18 protein-coding genes are annotated in these 19,276 nt (G+C 62.4%); 7 read left to right on the top strand and 11 right to left on the bottom strand.

Annotation, left to right across the window (positions count from 1 at the left end; translation table 11 throughout):
- Positions 1-4: 4 nt before the first annotated feature.
- From R4P64_RS10735 to R4P64_RS10770, 8 genes are read right to left on the bottom strand one after another with little or no spacing between them, the layout of a single operon-like run.
- The gene (locus tag R4P64_RS10735) at positions 5-1,174 is read right to left on the bottom strand and encodes an N-acetylglucosamine-6-phosphate deacetylase (protein ID WP_317820697.1); all 1,170 of its coding nucleotides are present in this window, start codon (positions 1,172-1,174) and stop codon (positions 5-7) included.
- Positions 1,171-1,833, bottom strand: a complete 663-nt coding sequence (locus R4P64_RS10740) for an SGNH/GDSL hydrolase family protein (protein ID WP_095888271.1) — start codon at positions 1,831-1,833, stop codon at positions 1,171-1,173. Before R4P64_RS10740 ends, R4P64_RS10735 begins: the two co-directional genes overlap by 4 nt.
- Positions 1,830-2,537 carry an N-acetylmannosamine-6-phosphate 2-epimerase gene (locus tag R4P64_RS10745; protein WP_317820698.1) on the bottom strand — a complete coding sequence of 236 codons (708 nt, stop codon included), beginning with the start codon at positions 2,535-2,537 and terminating at the stop codon, positions 1,830-1,832. Before R4P64_RS10745 ends, R4P64_RS10740 begins: the two co-directional genes overlap by 4 nt.
- Positions 2,534-3,463, bottom strand: a complete 930-nt coding sequence (locus tag R4P64_RS10750; protein WP_095888270.1) for an ROK family protein — start codon at positions 3,461-3,463, stop codon at positions 2,534-2,536. Before R4P64_RS10750 ends, R4P64_RS10745 begins: the two co-directional genes overlap by 4 nt.
- A 2-nt stretch (positions 3,464-3,465) precedes the next feature.
- The gene (locus R4P64_RS10755) at positions 3,466-4,395 is read right to left on the bottom strand and encodes a dihydrodipicolinate synthase family protein (RefSeq protein WP_033232306.1); all 930 of its coding nucleotides are present in this window, start codon (positions 4,393-4,395) and stop codon (positions 3,466-3,468) included.
- A gap of 58 nt (positions 4,396-4,453) precedes the next feature.
- Positions 4,454-5,506: a Gfo/Idh/MocA family protein gene (locus R4P64_RS10760; protein WP_033232307.1), complete on the bottom strand. Its 1,053-nt coding sequence runs from the start codon at positions 5,504-5,506 to the stop codon at positions 4,454-4,456.
- Positions 5,503-6,498: a Gfo/Idh/MocA family protein gene (locus R4P64_RS10765; RefSeq protein ID WP_219110866.1), complete on the bottom strand. Its 996-nt coding sequence runs from the start codon at positions 6,496-6,498 to the stop codon at positions 5,503-5,505. Before R4P64_RS10765 ends, R4P64_RS10760 begins: the two co-directional genes overlap by 4 nt.
- On the bottom strand, positions 6,495-7,544 hold the full coding sequence (locus R4P64_RS10770; RefSeq protein ID WP_317820699.1) for a Gfo/Idh/MocA family oxidoreductase: 1,050 nt from the start codon (positions 7,542-7,544) through the stop codon (positions 6,495-6,497). The genes R4P64_RS10765 and R4P64_RS10770 overlap by 4 nt, the downstream gene beginning before the upstream one ends.
- A 273-nt stretch (positions 7,545-7,817) precedes the next feature.
- On the opposite strand from R4P64_RS10770, the gene R4P64_RS10775 reads away from it, so the two are divergent.
- From R4P64_RS10775 to R4P64_RS10800, 6 genes are all read left to right on the top strand, one after another.
- Positions 7,818-9,443, top strand: coding sequence for an ABC transporter substrate-binding protein (locus tag R4P64_RS10775; protein WP_051730369.1), 1,626 nt, complete (start codon positions 7,818-7,820; stop codon positions 9,441-9,443).
- Positions 9,444-9,486: 43 nt separating this feature from the next.
- Entirely contained in the window at positions 9,487-10,446 is a 960-nt protein-coding gene (locus tag R4P64_RS10780; RefSeq protein ID WP_033232310.1) for an ABC transporter permease, read from the top strand.
- Positions 10,446-12,521, top strand: a complete 2,076-nt coding sequence (locus R4P64_RS10785; protein WP_033232614.1) for a dipeptide/oligopeptide/nickel ABC transporter permease/ATP-binding protein — start codon at positions 10,446-10,448, stop codon at positions 12,519-12,521. The genes R4P64_RS10780 and R4P64_RS10785 overlap by 1 nt, the downstream gene beginning before the upstream one ends.
- The gene (locus tag R4P64_RS10790) at positions 12,518-13,333 is read left to right on the top strand and encodes an ABC transporter ATP-binding protein (RefSeq protein ID WP_033232312.1); all 816 of its coding nucleotides are present in this window, start codon (positions 12,518-12,520) and stop codon (positions 13,331-13,333) included. The genes R4P64_RS10785 and R4P64_RS10790 overlap by 4 nt, the downstream gene beginning before the upstream one ends.
- A gap of 63 nt (positions 13,334-13,396) precedes the next feature.
- Entirely contained in the window at positions 13,397-14,134 is a 738-nt protein-coding gene (locus R4P64_RS10795; protein WP_033232618.1) for a FadR/GntR family transcriptional regulator, read from the top strand.
- Positions 14,135-14,206: 72 nt separating this feature from the next.
- Positions 14,207-14,365 (top strand): hypothetical protein, encoded by a 159-nt coding sequence (locus R4P64_RS10800; RefSeq protein ID WP_165826328.1) that lies wholly within the window; start codon positions 14,207-14,209, stop codon positions 14,363-14,365.
- A gap of 51 nt (positions 14,366-14,416) precedes the next feature.
- Here the strand turns inward: R4P64_RS10800 and R4P64_RS10805 are convergent, their stop codons facing one another.
- Positions 14,417-15,532: an NAD(P)H-dependent flavin oxidoreductase gene (locus R4P64_RS10805; protein ID WP_033232313.1), complete on the bottom strand. Its 1,116-nt coding sequence runs from the start codon at positions 15,530-15,532 to the stop codon at positions 14,417-14,419.
- Complete coding sequence (locus R4P64_RS10810) at positions 15,532-17,205, bottom strand: acyl-CoA synthetase (protein ID WP_045068668.1); 1,674 nt, start codon at positions 17,203-17,205, stop codon at positions 15,532-15,534. Before R4P64_RS10810 ends, R4P64_RS10805 begins: the two co-directional genes overlap by 1 nt.
- Positions 17,206-17,285: 80 nt before the next feature.
- On the opposite strand from R4P64_RS10810, the gene R4P64_RS10815 reads away from it, so the two are divergent.
- Positions 17,286-18,110, top strand: coding sequence for a crotonase/enoyl-CoA hydratase family protein (locus R4P64_RS10815; RefSeq protein ID WP_317820701.1), 825 nt, complete (start codon positions 17,286-17,288; stop codon positions 18,108-18,110).
- 115 nt (positions 18,111-18,225) lie between these two features.
- Here R4P64_RS10815 and R4P64_RS10820 read toward each other — a convergent pair whose 3' ends face one another.
- Entirely contained in the window at positions 18,226-19,176 is a 951-nt protein-coding gene (locus R4P64_RS10820; RefSeq protein ID WP_033232619.1) for a hypothetical protein, read from the bottom strand.
- Positions 19,177-19,276: the final 100 nt, after the last annotated feature.

Consider the following 19,276-nt stretch of genomic DNA (forward strand, 5'->3'; position numbering starts at 1 on the left):
CCCCTCAGCTTTCCATGGTGTTCGTAAGCCAGTTTCCCGAAGCCATGACTGCTCGGGGCAAAAGTTTTTTGTCGGTAACGACAAGATCGGCGCGGCATCCCGGGACGAGGTCACCGACAATCCCGGTCAATCCCAACAGCGCAGCGGGAGTTGCAGTTGCGGCGGTGACCGCCGAGAGCAGATCAACGCCGGCATCGAGCACCGTCCGCCGCACGATATCCATCAGTCTGCTGGTACCGCCGGCTATAGCAGTGTCGCCTTGTCCGGCAAGTCGGGCCACTCCGTCGACAACGTCCACGTCGAGTGGACCGAGCGGGTACCGCCCATCCGGCATACCTGCTGCCGCCATGGCGTCGGAGACCAGAGCAATCTGATGTGGGCCGACAAGATCGAACACCGTGGAGACAGTTTCATCGGCCAGATGAACACCGTCCCCGACCAACTCGACCACCATCTGGCCACGGGCTGCGGCCGCCAGGCAGGCAGCCACTGCGCCAGGCTCACGGTGGTGCATAGGCGCCATTCCGTTGAAAAGGTGTGTGGCACTGAGCGGTGCCTGAGCGGAATGCGCGATCGAGCGGGTGGCGGTGGGATTGGACGCGTCGGTGTGACCGATGCTGACCACTACGCCGTTCTCGGTCAGCATGGTCGACAGTTCGGCAAAATGCGCGGTCTCGGGTGCGATGGTCATCGAACGGATGTGACCGCGCCCGGCAGCCAACAGCGACTCGAGCAGGGCTGGATCGCCGTCGAGAATGCTTGCAGGATCCTGTGCACCACACCGCAGTACCGACAGGAACGGTCCTTCCAGATGGATTCCGGCGAGCGTGCCGCGCTCCACAAGCGACGCCAGCAATTCGATGCGGCGATGCAAGACATTCGGCGGCGCCGACACCAACGACCCGATCACCGAGGTTGTTCCGTTGTGTCGGTGGTGATCCGCCGCTGCGGTGGAACCGTCACGATCGGCTTCCGGGAAACCGAATCCGCCGGCCCCATGGCAGTGCACGTCCACGAGACCGGGAATGATCGTCGTGCCCGGATCAGCGGGTTCCGGGAGCTGATCCGTCCGCTCCGACGCGGGTCCGGCCCACACCACTCGATCACCGGACGTCTCGACAACTCCGTCGGCCAGCATGCGGCCTCCGGTGATCAGCTTTCCACGCAGGATCACGACATCACCTGTGTTGCAACAGAACTGTCCATGTCGGCGATCCCCAACTCGCGGAGCACCGCGTCCGCCAGCACATAGTGCCCGTTCTCGTTCGGATGGAACGCATCAGCCAAGAGCGACGGCGGCGGCCCCTCCGGTGAATCCGCGAACCACTGCTCGTAGTGATCGATGAAGATCGCGCGCGTCGACGCGGCAACCTGGCGGGTCATCTCGACGTAGTCGATCAGCGCGGATCGCGTCGGCGCGTTCGGGACGTCGATGGGCGGCGGCGTCTGCAGAATCGGAACGGCACCGAGCGCACGTGAGCGGAAGATGATGTCGGACAGGTCTTCCCGGAATCGTTCGAGATCGACGCCGCCGCCGAGAGCGTCGTTGGTGCCGAGCATGATCAGCACCACCGACGGCTCGAAGATCTCGATGCGATGGGCAAATCCGTCACGGACGTCGGACGAGCGGTTACCGCTCACGCCGGTGTTGATCACAATGTGATTGAACAGCGACATCTCGCCACGGATGCGTTCCGCAAAGTGTTCGACGTAGCTGCGCTGCCCGTTTGTGTGAGCCAAACCCTGCGTGATGCTGTCGCCGGTGAACACCCACCGGATCGGTGTGGACGAATCTTTCAGCAGTGCTTCGACTCTGCGACGCTCAGCCGTCATCGACCATCGCTCCGTGCGCCCGCGATCGCCTTGGCGAACGTCGCGGTAATGAAGGCTGGATCGGTGATCGCGGTACCCACCACTACCGAATCCGCACCAAGCGCAATCGCCTGCGCTGCATGCTCCGGGCTGTGGTAGCGACCTTCCGCGATCAGCACTGCATCGGGAAGTGCGTTCCTCAGTTCCGAGATCAGCTCCAGATCGGGACCACTGAGCCGTCGACTGTTCTCGGTGTAACCGGCAAGGGTACTCGAGATGATGTCGGCGCCGGCCTCTGCGGCCGCAATGCCATCTTCGAGCGTTCCACAATCAGCCATCACCAGAGCGCCTCGCGCATGGACTGCCTCGACGGTATCCGCGAATGTCAATCCGTCCGGGCGTTCGCGCAATGTCGCGTCGGCTGCAACGATCTGTGCACCGGCGTCGACAACGTCCAACGCGGATTCTCGTGTCGGAGTGATGAACACCCCGGAGGATCCGATCTTCGTCAGACCGATCACCGGCACCGTCACAGCAGCGGCGACAGCGGCGACGTCGGGTGTTCCGCCCACTCCGCCGCAGCGAATCGCGGCAGCGCCGCCGTCGACGGCAGCCCTGGCCATCCGCTCGATTGTTGCCGTGTCACGCAGCGCGTGCCCATGGCCGGCCTGGCACGAGACGACCAGCTTTCCCCTGATGATCTTCAGTAGCTCGTCGAGTGTCATCGTGATACCTCTGTTCGTGTTGCGGCGGCAAGCAGTCCGGCGCCCACCAATGGCGCGTCGGTGCCCAACCGTGCCGGGAGAATGGCGGTCTCGGCGATCGGCTTCATCGCTTCGACGCGGAATGCCGACATCAAGGGCGACAGCAGATCTGCTCCGATCTGGGCGGCGCCGCCGCCGATCACGATCACCTCGGGATCGAAGGCCGTTGCCACTCCGGCCAGAACCCGGCCGAGTAGTTCACCCGCATCGGTGATCACTGCGCGGGCAATCGGGTCACCCGAGTGCATCAGTGCAACCACCTTCTGCAGAGGCTGCACGGGAACACCAGCCCTGGCGGCATACTCGGCAGCCATGGCGGGTCCGGAGGCAACCGCTTCGAGGTGATCGGTGCGGCCGCAGCCACAGCCGATGGCACCGGCCGCGGGAACGAGCAGATGTGCCAGTTCACCTGCCGTGCCGTGAGCGCCATGACGGAGTTCACCGCCGATGGACAGCGCGCCACCGATGCCGGTGCCGATCGAGACGAACAACACGGAACTCCGACCGTGGCCGGCACCGATCATGTTCTCCCCGTGCGCCATAACTCGCACGTCGTTGTCCACGGTCACCGGCAGCGACGTACGCGCTTCGAGCTCACTGCGCACCTCTGCGCCCATCCACCCGGGCAGGATGTCGGAAGCGAACACCACTCGACCACTGGACCGATCGACGATTCCCGGTGCACCAACACCGATTCCGTCAACGGTGTGTGTGACGCGTAACTGGTCGATCAATGCAGCTGTAGTGTCGAGCACCGCATCTCGGCCCGCCGCCGGTGTTGCTGCGCGTACGGATTCGAGCACTTCACCTGAGGAGGTAACCACGGCTGCAGCTACTTTGGTGCCCCCGATGTCGACACCGATCCAACGCTCCTGCCCGTGCGTCATCGTCAGATCAGTCCGGCGCGTTCGAGAATGACCTTGATGGTTGCGGCCTCGGACTCGTCGAGAGACAGCATCGGAGCGCACATCGTGTTGCTCGAGATGACACCGCGCAGAGCCAGTGCAGTCTTGAAGGCGCCCAATCCGGCAGCACCTGCACTGACGCGGCCCGGCGTCGGCGCGTCGACGATGGAGAAGAGATCCGTGAGCCGGTCCTGCTCGACCTTGGCGGCAGCCCAGTCGCCGGCCTGCGCGGCGCGCCACAACCGGACGTAGCCGTGGGGATCGACGTTTGCCAGGCCGGGCACCGCACCTGATGCACCCATGAGCAGGCAGCCGTCGACTACAACCTCGTGGCCGGTGAAGACGGCAAAGTTCTCCAGGCCGACGGACTGACGCAGCAGCATGCGGAAGCTGACGTCGTCGCCGCTCGAGTCCTTGACACCGGCAATGACACCTTCGCGGCCGAGTTCGACCAGCATTGCGGTGGAAAGCTTGCTGTGAACACGGACCGGAACGTCGTAGGCAAACAGCGGAAGGTCCACTGCCGCATGGATGGAGCGGAAGTGCGTGGCCGTCTCTTCGGCGTTGGTGATCGCGTAGAAGGGAGCTGTCGCGACGATGGCGTCTGCACCGGCCTCACGTGCCTGCTCGGCAACTGCGATGACGCGGTTCGTCGTCATGTCGTTGACACCGACCAACACCGGCAACTGGCCGCCGACGTGTCCGATGGCCGTCTGCACAACCTGGGCGCGCTGAGCATCGGTCAGGTAGCCGACCTCGCCCGAGGAACCGAGGATGAACAGGCCGTCGACGCCCGCCTCGATCTGCATCGACAGGAGGCGCTCGAGCGACTTCGTGTCGACGTCACCGTCAATGGTCAAGGGTGTGACGATCGGAGGAACAATTCCGCTGAAGGTCGTGGTGTCCGTGCTCATGGGGTCTCCGTACGTTGATTATCGGATTAAATTGCGGGGCAAAACACTTGAAGGTTGATCACACGGAAACCGGCTGCCCGCACGCGGCGGACCGGTAGGCGGCGTCGATCACGCGCATCGATGCGCGAGCGTCGGCAACCGAGTAATCGGGGTTGATCCGGTTCGGCAGTCGATCGAGTAGGTGAGCGAGGAAGCTCGACACCGCATTGTCGGATCCGAAGCCCCCGATGGGTAGTGCGGTGACATCACCGGAAGCACCGAACTGCATGAGCGCTGGTTTGTCGTCGTCCGAACTGGCGTAACCGTGCGATCCGAGTACCCGAACCGTTGCGGTATTGGCACCGAAACCTGGTGCTGCGGGGATTCTTCCGACTGTGACGGTCGCAGTGACGCCGTGTGCCAGCGCGAGTGAAATGAGCGCGGTGTCTTCCACACCGAACTTCTCGTGTGCGCCGCCGTACAACGTGCTTGTCTCCGCGTACACCTCGGTGACGTCGAGTCCGGTGAGGTAACGGAGGTAGTCGGCGGCGTATCCAAGGAAGTTCACAACTTCTCCCCCGCCGGACAGTGCTGGGTCGACAACCAACTCCGGCCGTTCCACGGATGTCGCAAAATGTGTTCCGCTGGCGAGGAACTCGATGTCCACGTGGCGTGGAAGTCCGAGGTTTCCCGCGTCGATCCAGCGGCGCAGTCTCCGCAGGGCGGGTGAATGCGTGCGGTTGACTACGGTGCAGATGCGCCCGTTTGCCTCAGCTGCTTCCTGAACCGCCGCGGCTTCTGTCTCGTCGATTCCCACCGGCTTGTCCACGAGGACATCAAGTCCCGCGTTCAAGGCAGCTATAGCGAGCCTCGCATGCCGAGTCGGTTCGCTGCAGATCACTGCCAGGTCGATCCGGTCGGGGTCGAGAAGCTCACCGAGGTCGTCGATCCACGCGATGTCGGCGGCAGCGGCCATCTTCATTCCGTCTTCGCGGATCCAGTCGGGCACCGATGATTCGTCGGCGACACCGACCAGGTGCACGCGGGGGTCGGCTCGCAACAAGTCCGCGTAGGACCCGGCATGCCTTACGCCGCTGATGAATCCGACACGGATCGAACCAGTGCTGGTCATTGCTGCCCTCCGATTGCAACGGCGCGCCCGGTATCAAGCGATTGTTGCGCGGCGACGGCTGTGGCGAGCGCCGCGCGCACCTGCCAGTTCTGGACCAACGGCGTCTGAGAACCGTCAAGAGTGCCGATCCAGTGGCGCATCTGATGCGTCATGGCGTCTTCGATCGACGACGGCGGCGCGTTGGTGATGTCGGACATGAGCCCCGGATCATCGCCCGTGTCGTGCGCGAGAGTGCCCTGCGTGCCCGAGACGACGATGCGACGCACCATCTTTCCCGATTGTGGCAGCGCGTACGCCAACTCGATCAACGCCAAGGAACCGTCCTCGAAGCGGACGGTCAGATGGAAGCTGTCATGAACGGGCATGCCGGCGGCAAACGTCGGAAAGCTGCGAGCGAAAACGCGAATCGGCTTGCGGTCGATCAGCCAGGTCACCAGATCGAGTGCGTGCGTTCCGTTGTGAACGGGATGCCCACCGGAGCGTTCCTTGTCGTGTTGCCACCCGCGCCAGCCGCCCGGCCAGACGTGGCCGGTGTACCAACTCAAATGGATCAAGCGGGGATCCCCGATAGCGCCCTGCGCGACGGAAGCGCCGATCGAGGTGATCGACGGCTGGAACCGCACGGTCTGACCGACCATCAACGACGTACCGTTGCCTTCGGTCGCTGCAACCATGGCGTCGAAGTCGGCGACGCTCAGCGCGGCCGGCTTCTCCACGTGGACATGCTTTCCCGCACGGCCTGCTGCAATCGTCACCGGCGCATGATCCGGAGTTGCCCCGACGACGTTGACAGCCGTGATCGACGGATCTGCCAGAACTCGGTCCAGGTCGGTGCTCGCCTGCGCGCCCGGTGCGAGGGCAGCCACCGATGCAGCCCGGTTCAAGTCACTACCGACTACGTAGGCGACCTCCACTGTCGGCAGGCCGGCGAGCGAACGTACGTGGTCCCGCGCGATTCCGCCGCTGCCGATCACGGCAACGCGGACGCTCATCGCGCAGCTCGAATGTCCGCGGGCTCGGCTTGTCCGAGACGCACCTGCTGCGCCACGACCAGCGCTCGGTCGGTGTCCGCCGTGAGGGGCGATTCGGCGCCGGAATCGAGAACCCGTGCGATCTCGTCGATTTCGTGGCGGATCGCGGCCTGCATCCACACCGACGACGCCGCGCCGCCGGAGTTGTACTTCTGCGTCTTGGTTGCCGAGTCGATCAAGGACTGATTCTCGTCCGCGTCGTCGAAGATGGGCCAGGTTTCGACAACCTGACCTCCGGTGAAGCGCTGCACAAGTCCGGTACGGAAATCCGCCCGAAGCGCGCCGTCCGATCCGTTGACCGTCAGATCCCACGACGACGTGTGCGAGCGGGTCGAGATCGTGTGGGTGCCGACCGCGCCGTTGGCGAACTTCACGACCGTCGTCCGGAATCCGTCGTCCGGTGTCGCGATGCTCGACACGCCGTCGACGTCACCGCCGAGCCAGCACATCAAATCCAGTTCGTGAATCTCGTGAGTGAGTTCGCCGCCGGTCTGACTCTTGTCGAGCTTCCACCACTGTGGGTCCGCGCCGGCGGTGTCTATCCACCGGGACCTCGATGTCTCGATGGCATTGACGTCACCGATGTCTCCGGACCGGACCGACGCGGCCAGGGCTCGCACACCCGGCATCATCCGCATGATGTGTCCGACCATGAGCGTCGAACCGTTGGTGTCGGCGCACTCGATCATGCCGCGAGCTTCGGAGAGCTCGACTGCGAGTGGCTTCTCCACGAACACTGCCTTGCCCTGTGTCAGTGCGGCAAGTGCCGGTTCCGCATGGGTGTGATTGGGCGTCGCGACTACAACAAGGTCGATCGTCGCTTCAGCCGCCACCGCACCGTGATCGTTGGTGGGGGTCGCACCGAATTCTCCCGCGGCTTCCGTCGCCCGCTCTATATCTCGGTCGCAGAGCATCGTGAGTTCGAAACGTGGATGGGCAGCAAACTCGCGTGCGAGTGAACTACCGAAGAATCCGCAACCGACCACGCCGACTTTGTATCGGGTCATGAAGTCTCCAAAGATTGGATAAGGGATGTCCTATGTTATACGGCCAGTGAGATCGACCGTCAATTCGAGGTCGGTAACACAGTCTTCATCTATGCAGGTGAGAGCACTAAATGGTGAATGAAACTCGCCGAAATACGAAATTTCTCCCCGCAAGTTCTCACGACTCTCTAGACGCGTTCTGATCCACAATGTAGGTTACGCAACATCGGACGTCGAACATAGGACATCCCCTATCCCACCCGAGATGTCCCGCTCCCCGCCTTGGAGGCCGCCTTGAAGAACCAACGACCGCTGAGCTCCGCCATCACCCGCCGGGACCTGTTCCGGTACACCGGCCTGCTCGGAGCAGCTGCAGGTATCACCGCAACACTCGCAGCGTGCGGCGGCGGCCCCTCGTCGACCTCGGCCGTGGGCGGCTCCTCGTCCACGGGCGACCTCACCACCGCCATCGGTTACGGAAACGACCAGAGTTTCGATCCGATGCAGACCGCATCCGGCTTCCTGATGGCCGCGGTCAACCACGTGTACGAAGGCCTGCTCGAGAACGATCCGGCCACCGGCGAGACGTATGCCGCGCTGGCGAAGACTGTTCCCACCGACGCCACCGCGTCGAGCTGGACCATGCAGATCCGCGACGGCGCCACCTGGCACGACGGCACCCCGGTCACCTCGGACGACGTTGTCTTCAGCTTCGAGCGCATTCTCGATCCCCAGCAGAACGTGCTGATCCGCGCCTTCTTCTCTTCCTGGTTGCAGTCCGTCACCAAGGTCGACGACCAGACCGTGACACTCAACTTCAACTACCCGTTCAGCGCTGCCGCTCAACGCCTTTCGATTGCCAAGATCATGCCCAAGCATGTCTTCGACGGCCATTGGGACGAAGCCAAGTCCGGCGCGCTCGTGGTCGGCTCCGGTCCGTACAAGGTGACCAGCCATACTCCCAAGAGCAACACGGCATTCGAAGCCTTCCCCGCGTACAACGGCCCGCGTCCGGCCAACTTCACGACCATGAACTGGCTGTCCATCGTCGACACGTCCTCGCGTATCGCACGAGTATCGGGCAACAATGCCGGCGCTCAGCTCGCCGACAACATCCCCGTCGCGAACGTCCCGACGCTGACGTCCGGTGGACGTACCGTCGAGGGCAATCCGGGCATGAACCTGATGTACCTGCTCTTCGACACGACGCAGGCACCGTTCGACGACGTTCGTGTTCGCCAGGCTATGTTCTACGCTCTCAACACTCCGAAGATGATCGAGATCGCCCTGGGCGGCAAGGCCGCTCCGGCCACGAGCTACCTGTACGAGCGCAATCCCGACTACTCGCGCGCGTCCACCGTCTACTCGTACGATCCGGACAAGGCACGCTCGCTCCTCGCTGCCGCCGGCGTCAGCGGACTCGACCTCACGTTGCTCTCCACCAACGTCAGTTGGCTCGCCGATTGCCTCCCCACTATCAAAGAGTCCTGGGACGCAGTCGGATTCAACACCACGCTCGAGCCGCAGGACACCAGTGCGATGGTCAGCAAGCTCAACAGTGGCCAGAAGTTCCAGATCGCGGCCGGCACGTCGAACCCGCAGGCTTTCGGATCCGACGTCGACCTTCTCGTTCGCTACACGTACAGCAAGGGCGGCCTGTGGACCAAGACGTACGCCAAGTGGGACGACACGCCGCAGGCTCAGAGAATCTACGCCACGATGGACGAGGCAACTCGCGAGACGGACCCCGCCAAGCGCAGCACCCTCGTGCAGTCGTACCTGAACCAGATCGCCGAAAACGCTGTCTACTACCCGGTTCTGCATCAGGAACTGCTGACCGCGTGGGATCCGCAGAAGATCACCGACGTCACCCCGCTGCCGTACCCCGGCGTCAACCTGCTTGCGGCAAAGCCGGCCTGATCGCCCGCGCGCGGCAATTTCCCATCAACTGAGAGATCCCCCGATGGCCAGAGTCCTCCCCATGCTGATCAGGCGATTACTGATACTGATCCCCCTGATCCTCGGCATCATCGCGTTTGTTTTCATCGTGATGCAGTTCGCGCCCACCGATCCCGCAACGGCGGCGTTCAACGGTGGTAACCCGACGGCAGAACAGTTGCAGCAGTTCAAGGAAGAGAACGGACTGCTCGACCCACTGCCGCTGCAGTACGTCCACTTCGTCACCGATCTCCTCAGTGGGAACATGGGTGACAGCCTGATTTCCGGTACCCCGGTGCTGGATTCGATCTCCACGGCACTGCCGCTGACGATTCAGCTCACTGTTCTGGGCCTGGTGATCGCCATCGTGCTCTCACTGATCTTCGGTGTCACCAGCGCCCTGTTCCGTGATCGTTGGCCAGATCAGGTCATCCGGGTGGTTTCACTCGCCGGCGTCGCCGCACCGTCATTCTGGTTGGCGCTGCTCATGATTCAGTATCTGGCTGTCAAACTCGGGTGGTTCCCCACCGGCGGCTACGTCAATCCGGCCGACTCGGTCACGGACTGGCTGTGGTACATGGCGCTCCCCGCCTTGTCTCTGTCACTCCCCGTCGCGGCTCAACTCACCCGCATCATCCGCACGTCCATGGTCGAGGAATTGGACAAGGATTACGTCCGCACGGCCATCGGAAGCGGCCTGCCCTACCCCGTGGTGATCGGGCGAAACGTGTTGCGTAACGCGCTGATCAACCCGCTCACCGTTCTGGGTCTGCGCGTCGGGTATCTCTTGGGTGGCGCCGTTGTCATCGAGCAGATCTTCGGCCTTCCCGGCATGGGTCAGCTCATGATCAACGGCGTCACCAACGGCGACCCTGCAGTTGTCCAGGGTGTTGTCATCGTCATCGCAGTCGGTTTCGTCGTCGTCAACCTCGCGGTCGACATCCTCTACCTGCTTGTCAATCCACGACTTCGGAGCGCAGCATGATGAGAAGAAAACTCACCGAGAAGCTTTCGCGTCCCGGTATCACCTTTTCACGGTTTCCCCTCTCCGCCTGGCTCTCGATGGCCGTCCTCGCGATCATCGTCCTCGCCTGCCTGTTCGCGCCGCTCATCACGCAGTACAGCCCGCTCGAACAGGCTGTTGGTACGTCCGGCCCCAGCGCGGAACACTGGTTCGGCCAGGACAGCCTCGGCCGAGATCTGTTCAGCCGCTTGCTGTACGGCGGACGCTGGTCACTGACTATCGGCCTCGGGTCCACCTTCCTGGCACTGTGCGCCGGCGCCCTCATCGGTTCGGTGGCCGCAACCAGCCGAAAGTCCGTCGACGAGACCATCATGCGTGTGCTCGACGTCGTCATGGCGTTCCCGGGCATCGCGCTCGCAGCCGTCCTCGTTGCAGCGTTCGGCGGTTCGATCCCCGTCCTCATCGTCACCATCGCCTTCCTCTACACCCCGATGGTTGCGCGTGTCGTTCGCGCCAACGTGCTCGCCCAGTACGGCGAGGATTACGTCGCCGCTGAAAAAGTCATCGGGGCAAGCACTTCCCACATCGTCGTCAAGCACGTCGTCACCAACTGCGCTGCCCCTGTTCTCGTGTTCTGCACGGTCATGGTTGCCGACGCCATCGTGCTCGAAGCCAGCCTGTCGTTCATCGGCGCGGGCGTGCGACCACCGGACCCGTCGTGGGGATCGGTAATCGCCGACGGCAAGAACATGGTCCTGCTCGGTGGTTGGTGGGCAACGGTGTTCCCCGGTCTGCTGATTCTTCTGACCGTGCTCTCCCTGAACGTCCTCGCCGAGGGTCTCACCGACGCGATGGCTGATCCGAGCCTGAAGAAGACCAAGAAGACAGCTCTCGAATCAGCCAGCACCGCCGCTGCGGAGGAAACGTCCAACGAGCTCATCCTGGAAGAAGAGGCCGCGCGAGACGCCGAATCACTGGTTGTCAGTGATGACTTCGCCGACTCGAGTGTCATTGTCACCAAGGCGCTGAAACCGGTCGTCGCGCCGACGCCACTCGAAACGCACCTGAAGATCCTGGCGGAAACCGAACGGACACGCACCGATCGTCTTGTCTACGAAGGCGACGCCGCTCCACTGCTCGAGGTACGCAATCTGACGATCCGTTTCCCGGAACGCTACGGCGACACCGCAATCGTCGACAACGTCAGCTTCACGGTCCGTCCGAACGAGACGATGGCTCTGGTCGGCGAATCAGGCTGTGGCAAGTCGCTGACGTCACTGGCGATCATGGGCCTGCTGCCCAAGACCGCAGTGGTGACCGGTGAGATCCTCTTCGACGGCGTCAACGTCCTCGAACTGAACAACCGGGAACGAAACAAGCTTCGCGGACACGACATGGCCATGATCTACCAGGACGCACTCAGCTCCCTGAACCCGGCAATGTTGATCCGCGCCCAGTTCAAGCAGCTCACCAAAAGAGGCGGAACACGTACCGCCGAGGAGCTTCTCGAACTTGTCGGACTCGACCCGGTTCGCACGCTTGCCAGCTACCCGCACGAGTTGTCGGGTGGTCAACGCCAGCGCGTCCTCATCGCGATGTCGCTCACGCGTAGCCCGCGCCTGATCGTCGCCGACGAGCCCACCACTGCTCTCGACGTCACCGTCCAGGCTCAGGTGGTGGACCTGCTCAACGATCTGCGGGAAAAGCTCGGCTTTGCGATGGTTTTCGTGAGCCACGATCTTGCACTCGTTGCTTCGCTCGCCCACAAGATCACGGTGATGTACGCCGGTCAGGTCGTCGAGTCTGCGCCCACCAGCGATCTGCTCATCGATCCGCGTCACGAATACACCCAGGGCCTCCTCGGCGCCGTTCTCTCCATCGAGGACGAGGCTCCGCGGCTCCACCAGATCCAGGGAACCGTGCCGTCGCCCGGCAGCTTCGCCACCGGTGACCGTTTTGCCGAACGTTCCCTGCGTCCGGATTCCGATCCCCACCGAAAGCCCGAGATGGTTCGGATCGGCGGGACCGAGCACTGGTTCGCCAACCAGTCCGCGGCACCCGTATCCGCAGAATCGGAATTGGAGAGCGTGCGATGACCACAGCCGAAACACCCATCCTGGAACTGAAGAACATTCACGTCGTCCACAAGACTCGTTCGGGATCGTTGTTCAAACCCGGAACCGTGCACGCCGTCAACGATGTCAGTATCGCCGTGCGACGAGGGACGACGATCGGCATCGTGGGCGAGTCCGGTTGCGGCAAGTCGACGCTCGCGAAGGTCATGGTCGGACTGCAGAAGCCGACGTCGGGCGACGTCGTCTTTCGTGGACAGAGTGCTCTGACCCGATCGGCGTCGGTCCGCAAGGAATTCGGGCGCGCTATCTCCATCGTGTTCCAGGACCCGGCCACCGCGCTCAATGCGCGAATGACGGTGGCCGACATCCTCACCGATCCACTCGACGTACACGGCATCGGGAATCGTTCCACCCGCTCTGCTCGGGTCCGCGAACTGGTCGGACTGGTCGGGCTTCCCCAATCCGCGCTCGAAGTCATCCCGAGTCAGATCTCGGGCGGACAGCGCCAGCGCGTTGCCATCGCCCGTGCGCTGGCACTCGAACCGGACGTGATCGTCGCCGACGAGCCGACATCCGCACTCGACGTGTCGGTGCGCGCGCAGATCCTGAATTTGCTCAGCGACATCAAGGCACGACTCGGGCTGGGAATGGTCTTCATCTCGCACGATATCCAGACCGTTCGCTACGTCTCCGACAGCATTGTCGTGATGAATGCCGGGCGGATCGTCGAACAGGGAACTGCGCAAGAAGTGTTCGACAACCCGTCCGACGCCTACACCGCAAAACTGCTCGGCGCGGCCCCAAGCCTGCTGCAACGCACCGTGGATGCGTGATACCCGATGGAGTCGACAAGCGGACATAGGATGAAGGACGTTCAATTCGGAAAAGGGGAATCGATGTCTGTTCGGAGTGGCACACCGCGTGCTCGTTTCAGCGCGCAGAACCGTATGCGCGCACTTCAATCAGACATCATGAACCTGATCCTGGATCGTCGGCTCTCCCCCGGTGATCCGATGCCCACCGAGGCGGAACTCTCCGAAGAACTGGGAATCGGCAGGAACACTCTGCGCGAGGCTCTCAAGGTTCTGCAGGCCTTGGGCGTCGTCGAAATCCGGCACGGTTTCGGAATGTTTGTCGCTCCGAGTAACTTCGACGCGCTGGCCGACGGCCTGACGTTCCGGGGCAGATTGTCACTTCAGGGCACCGGCCACGAAGCGATGGAATTGGTCGATATCCGTCAGGCTCTCGAAACCGGTCTGATCGGCGCCGCAATGGCAGAGATGACCACCGAGGACCACGACGCTCTCGACGAACTCGTCACAGGGATGGAAGTCCGCGCAGCAGCCGGAAAGAATTTCTCCGATATCGATGCGACTTTCCACAGCCGGTTGTATTCACCGCTCGACAATCAGGTGCTTGCACAATTGATGGATGTCTTCTGGCAGGTGTACAGCGAAATCCAGCAGGCAATCGGGCATTCGGATACACCGCTCGTCGATATAGCGTCGAAGCATCGCGCAATTCTCGACGCTATTCGTACCGGCGATGCCATCGAAGCTGCGCACACTCTCGACGTGCATTTCGGTGGTCTACGACAGCGGATCGGAAACCTGCACGCGGACACATCGACCTAGGACATTCAAGGCAGCATTGATCTTCGACACGGTATCTCCCATGCCGACAGATCTTGCGGCAAAATTACAAGTATGAAGAATCCGAACCTGACGCCATCGCGCATCCTCGCGTTGGTCGCCGCCGCTGCCCTGGTCATTTTCGTGATCGCCCGTCGTCGAGACGACGGCGGCGTGCTCAGTCGCGGAGAATGGCTGGCCGACAACGTCGGACCGGACGACTTGGCGGGCTGAAACAACAAAAGGCTCTCGGCCACTGTGGCCGAGAGCCTTTTGCTCTGTCTGCTATTTCATGGAGTCGAGACGCGCACGCGCATCTTCGAATCCGGAAACCAACTCCGCCATAACCTCGGCGACCGGACGGATCTCGTTCATCCGCCCCACGATCTGACCGACCGGCATTGCCACGACATCAGGATTCTCCGACGCCGAAATACGTTGGTGCGCATCACTGACCAGAAGATTCTGCAACGGCATCGGCAACGCGTCCGGTGCGCCGGGCTTCGACCACGCTTCAGTCCACTTCGTCTTGAGCAACCGCGCCGGCTTGCCCGAGTAGATCCGGGACCGAACGGTGTCCGCCGACGTCGCTTTCAGCAATGCACGTTGAATTGCCGACGGCCCTTCCCCTGACGCGCTGCCCAGTTTGTACTCCGACGTGGTGAGCCAGTACGAACCCATCCACACTCCGGACGCACCGAGCGCAAGAGCTGCAGCCACCTGTCGACCGCTTCCGATTCCACCGGCAGCCAACACGGCCGCAGAGTCACCGAGGGCATCGACGATTTCGGGAACCAGCACCATGGAGGCGATCTCACCGGTATGCCCGCCGGCTTCGTAGCCCTGCGCGATCACGATGTCGACGCCATTCTCCACATGACGACGGGCATGTTCGACAGCACCGGCCAGCGCCGCGACCGGGACCCCCTTTGCATGAGCCTGATCGATGACATCTTTCGGCGGTGAACCAAGAGCATTGGCGATCAAAGCAATTCGATGCCCCAGAGCAACATCGACGTGCGAGCGGGCAACGGAGTGCAGCCAGCCCAACACACCAGTGGCATGTTCGACGTCGTCGGACAACGGCGGCACACCGAGCTCGTCGAGGGTGCGATCGACAAACGCGCGGTGCTCGGCCGGGATCAACTTGTCGAGATCGATCGCGCCGCCCTCGGTGGGAACCTTTGCGGGCATGACGATGTCAACGCCGTACGGCTTACCGTCGGTGTTCTCGTCCATCCAGGTCAGGGCAGCTTCGAGTTCTTCGGGATCGTTGAATCGCACGCAACCCAGGACTCCGAGTCCGCCGGCGCGAGAGATCGCAGCCGCTACGTGCTCCGACGGCGTGAATCCGAAGATCGGGTATTCGATGCCGAACTTGTCGGCAAGATCGGATCTCATCAGGCTTCCACGCTCTCTGCACTGTTTGCCTCGGGAGCACCGTTGCCGTTGTGGTCGTCGGCCTCACGGGACTCCGTTTCGGCCTTCGCCCACCGGTAGTCCGGCTTACCGGCCGGGTTGCGCTTGATCTGGTCGACAAACCACACGCTGCGCGGAACCTTGTATCCGGCAATCTCTTTGCGTGCTGCTGTGGCGATGTCGTGCAGCGTCGGAGACGTACCTTCACGGACCTGAACCACCGCGGCAACTCGCTGCCCGAAACGCTCGTCCGGGACACCGACCACCAGCACGTCGAAGATGTCGGGGTGCGCCTTCAACGCGCCTTCGACCTCTTCCGGGTACACCTTCTCGCCGCCGCTGTTGATGGATACCGAACCGCGTCCGAGCATCGTGACCGTGCCGTCGGCTTCGACCTGTGCATAGTCACCGGGAATCGAGTACCGAACACCATTGATGGTGCGGAATGTCTCGGCCGTCTTGACCTCGTCCTTGTAGTAACCGAGCGGGATGTTGCCCCTGCGCGCAAGCATTCCGCGCTGACCCGATCCCGGTTCGACCTCGTTGCCGTCGTCGCCGAGAACCGTTGTGGAGGCGTCGATCTTGACCGTCGGACCGCCAGTGTGCTTCTGCCCCTTGGAGAGAACCGCCAAGCCGCCGAAGCCGGTCTCCGACGCTCCGATGGAGTCTGTGAGCAGACGGTTGGGCAGCAGCTCCAGGAACTGCTCCTGAATGCTCGGTGAGAAGAGCGCCGCGCTGCTTGCCATGACGTACAGCGACGAAAGGTCGTAAGGCTCACCCGTTTCCGGGTTTCCGGCAATCAACGCGTCGAGCATCGGTCGAGCCATCGCGTCGCCGGTGATGAAGATGAGGTTGACCTTGTGCTTGTCGATGTTCTGCCATACCTCATGGGCGTCGAACTCAGGGTGCATCAAACAGGTTCCGCCACCGAAGAGACTGTGGAACACCGCCGACTGCGAGCCGCCGTGGATCATCGGAGGAATCGGGTAGCGAACCATGCTCGGGTTGGCTGCGCCGACCTTCGCCATCTCGTACTCGTCCTCGACCGCAACGCCGGTAACGAAGTTGATGCCACCACCGAGCACTCGCCACCAGTCCTCGTGGCGCCACATGACGCCCTTCGGGCTACCCGTCGTGCCGCCGGTGTAGAGCATGAAGATGTCGTCGTTGCTGCGATCCTCGAAATCGCGCTCGCCCGAACTCTGCGCCAGTGCGGCTTCGTACTCGATGCCGAACGACGAGTAGTCGCCGTCGGTGCCGTCTTCGATGACGACAACCGACTTGACGAGGGGCGCGTTCGGGAGAACGTTCTTGATCTTGTCTGCGTATCGACGCTCGGCGACCAGCGCAACCATGTCCGAATTGTCGAAGATGTATTGCAACTCGTTCTCGACATAGCGGTAGTTGATGTTGACCATCACCGCCCGGATCTTGAAGATCGCGACCATGGCCTCGATTGCCTCGATGACATTGCGGCAGTAGATGCCGACCTTGTCACCCGGCTTCACGCCATGTTCGCGCAGGTAGTGACCGAGCCTGTTGGCGCGGTCCTCGAGTTGCGCGTACGTCACCTCCCGATCATCGGAGACCAGTGCAACCCGGTCCGGAACGAGGTCGATCGAGTGCTCTACGAAGTCTGCGATGTTAAGGGCCACGCCCTTCAAAGTAGAACGTGTTACCTTTTCTGGCAAGACCCAATTTGAGAGCCAGCTCACAGACGCCCCAGGAGCCATCAGTGTCCTCTACGACGACCGAAAAATCCGACACTTCGGAAACTGCACCGCACTGCCTCGTGGAGAAACGCGGTCACGTCCTGATCATCACCATGAACCGCCCCGAGCGAAAGAACGCCATCACCGGCGACATGATGGCGATCATGGTCGACGCCTGGAATCAAGTCGACAACGACCCAGACATCCGCGTCGCCGTCCTCACGGGAGCCGGGGGCGATTTCTGCGCCGGCGCCGACCTCAAGAACATGTCCGCCAAACCCCCGGGAGACGCCTTTGCCGGCGGCGGCGTCGACATGTCCAAAATCGAAGGTCTCCTCAAAGGCCGACGGCTTACCAAGCCCCTCATCGCAGCCGTCGAGGGCGCCGCCATCGCCGGCGGAACCGAAATCCTGCAAGGCACCGACATCCGAGTTGCCGGCGAAAGCGCCAAATTCGGAGTGTCCGAAGCCAAGTGGGGACTCTTTCCGCTCGGCGGTTCAGCAGTGCGCCTGGTCCGACAGATTCCGTACACCATCGCCGCAGATATTCTGCTCACCGGACGCCACATCAAAGCTCCGGAAGCCAAGGAAATCGGGCTCATCGGCCACGTCGTCCCGGACGGTCAGGCTCTCGACAAGGCACTCGAACTTGCCGAACTCATCAGCGCCAACGGACCTCTCGCAGTTCAGGCGATTCTCAAGACCATCCGCGACACCGAGGGCATGCACGAGGAAGAAGCCTTCCGCATCGACTCGGAGTTGGGCATGAAGGTCTTCATGAGCGCGGACGCAAAGGAAGGTCCCCGCGCCTTCGGCGAAAAGCGGGCGCCCAAGTTCAAGGGAGTCTGAGGCTCCTCCCACTCCCCTTTTCGAGCGAACGTACCTTTCGGCGCATCCAAGGCGACGAAAGGTACGTTCGCTTGGTCTGTTTCGGTCCACTTCGTCCCGCTTATGGTGATTCTGATCAGTTCGCGACGGCGGACACTTGTGGTCGCGGACGAGAGCAAGCAAGCGCAAAATGTCTCTTGAGGTCGTCGATGACACGTTCAGGGTCGGTGCGCAGCGCGCTCGGCACCGTGGGAAGCACGATAATTCCGGCGTTTTGCATCCGCGTCCGACGCTCGACCGTGCGTTTGTAGTCCGTCGGCGACAAGTGCCACTCCAACGAATCGATGTCCCACGCGAATGCGACAGAGTCGATCCATCCATCCGGAATTGCGATGAATTTTCCGTCCGCGTCGCGTATCTCTTGGTTGAACAACATGTCGGGCAGACCACTTCGCTTCCACAATTCGCGCGCCTCGATTTCCGGGACGGAATGCAGATTGGCGTTCACCTCACGCAACACTGCCCGAGGAAGGGCGGACCCACGACAACTTCCCGCATCGAGTTCTTTGGCGAGTTCACGCACCGACGCATCACCTCGTTGAATGACCTCCGCAATCAGCGCCCGAGTAGGACCGATGCCCCTACATCGCCGGGCCGCGTCGAGCAGTGAACGCGGAAGCGGCGCACAACGCAGGCCGCTCCGCGTCTCTGGTTCAGGTAGCCGAATAGTGCGCTCCGCCACCACAAATCCGACCGACTGCGCACGTCGATGGATCGGTATCAGAACCTGCACGTCACCCGAATTGCTGCGATATCCGTACTCTGCCAACGCGGACCGACCCGTGAGCATCGCGTCGGCGCCACTGAACATGAGCGCGGCTACCGCCCGCTGCCGTGGGGTCGGCTGCCCGTTTCCGAGCATGATGACCCCGGGAAGTATCCGTTGCCACGGCCCGCCGGCTCGGCATCTGCCGTGAACGGCTGAGTTCGACACTCGTAGTCTCGCCAACTCAGACACTCGGATTACTCCGCTCGTGCTGGCTCGGTAAATCTCATCGGGGTCCCGCCCCCACTCGCCTCGACGCATGAGTGCAGCATGACGCACACGTCACCCTCACCATCGACGGCGACCTGGGGTTTTACCGGCACCTGTGGATAACTTTCGCGGTGCGAAAGTGGCGTTGATC

The sequence above is a fragment of the Rhodococcus sp. IEGM 1366 genome (genome assembly GCF_033142425.1).
In the GTDB taxonomy this organism is placed as follows: Bacteria; Actinomycetota; Actinomycetes; order Mycobacteriales; family Mycobacteriaceae; genus Rhodococcus_F; species Rhodococcus_F globerula.

Coding starts and splice junctions, on each gene's coding strand:
- R4P64_RS10780 (WP_033232310.1), top strand. CDS start 9,487: ATGGCCAGAGTCCTCCCCATGCTGATCAGGCGATTACTGATACTGATC.
- R4P64_RS10760 (WP_033232307.1), bottom strand. CDS start 5,506: ATGACCAGCACTGGTTCGATCCGTGTCGGATTCATCAGCGGCGTAAGG.
- R4P64_RS10750 (WP_095888270.1), bottom strand. CDS start 3,463: ATGACGCACGGGCAGGAGCGTTGGATCGGTGTCGACATCGGGGGCACC.
- R4P64_RS10740 (WP_095888271.1), bottom strand. CDS start 1,833: ATGACGGCTGAGCGTCGCAGAGTCGAAGCACTGCTGAAAGATTCGTCC.
- R4P64_RS10820 (WP_033232619.1), bottom strand. CDS start 19,176: ATGCGTCGAGGCGAGTGGGGGCGGGACCCCGATGAGATTTACCGAGCC.
- R4P64_RS10785 (WP_033232614.1), top strand. CDS start 10,446: ATGAGAAGAAAACTCACCGAGAAGCTTTCGCGTCCCGGTATCACCTTT.
- R4P64_RS10790 (WP_033232312.1), top strand. CDS start 12,518: ATGACCACAGCCGAAACACCCATCCTGGAACTGAAGAACATTCACGTC.
- R4P64_RS10770 (WP_317820699.1), bottom strand. CDS start 7,544: ATGACCCGATACAAAGTCGGCGTGGTCGGTTGCGGATTCTTCGGTAGT.
- R4P64_RS10755 (WP_033232306.1), bottom strand. CDS start 4,395: ATGAGCACGGACACCACGACCTTCAGCGGAATTGTTCCTCCGATCGTC.
- R4P64_RS10805 (WP_033232313.1), bottom strand. CDS start 15,532: ATGAGATCCGATCTTGCCGACAAGTTCGGCATCGAATACCCGATCTTC.
- R4P64_RS10765 (WP_219110866.1), bottom strand. CDS start 6,498: ATGAGCGTCCGCGTTGCCGTGATCGGCAGCGGCGGAATCGCGCGGGAC.
- R4P64_RS10795 (WP_033232618.1), top strand. CDS start 13,397: ATGTCTGTTCGGAGTGGCACACCGCGTGCTCGTTTCAGCGCGCAGAAC.
- R4P64_RS10745 (WP_317820698.1), bottom strand. CDS start 2,537: ATGACACTCGACGAGCTACTGAAGATCATCAGGGGAAAGCTGGTCGTC.
- R4P64_RS10800 (WP_165826328.1), top strand. CDS start 14,207: ATGAAGAATCCGAACCTGACGCCATCGCGCATCCTCGCGTTGGTCGCC.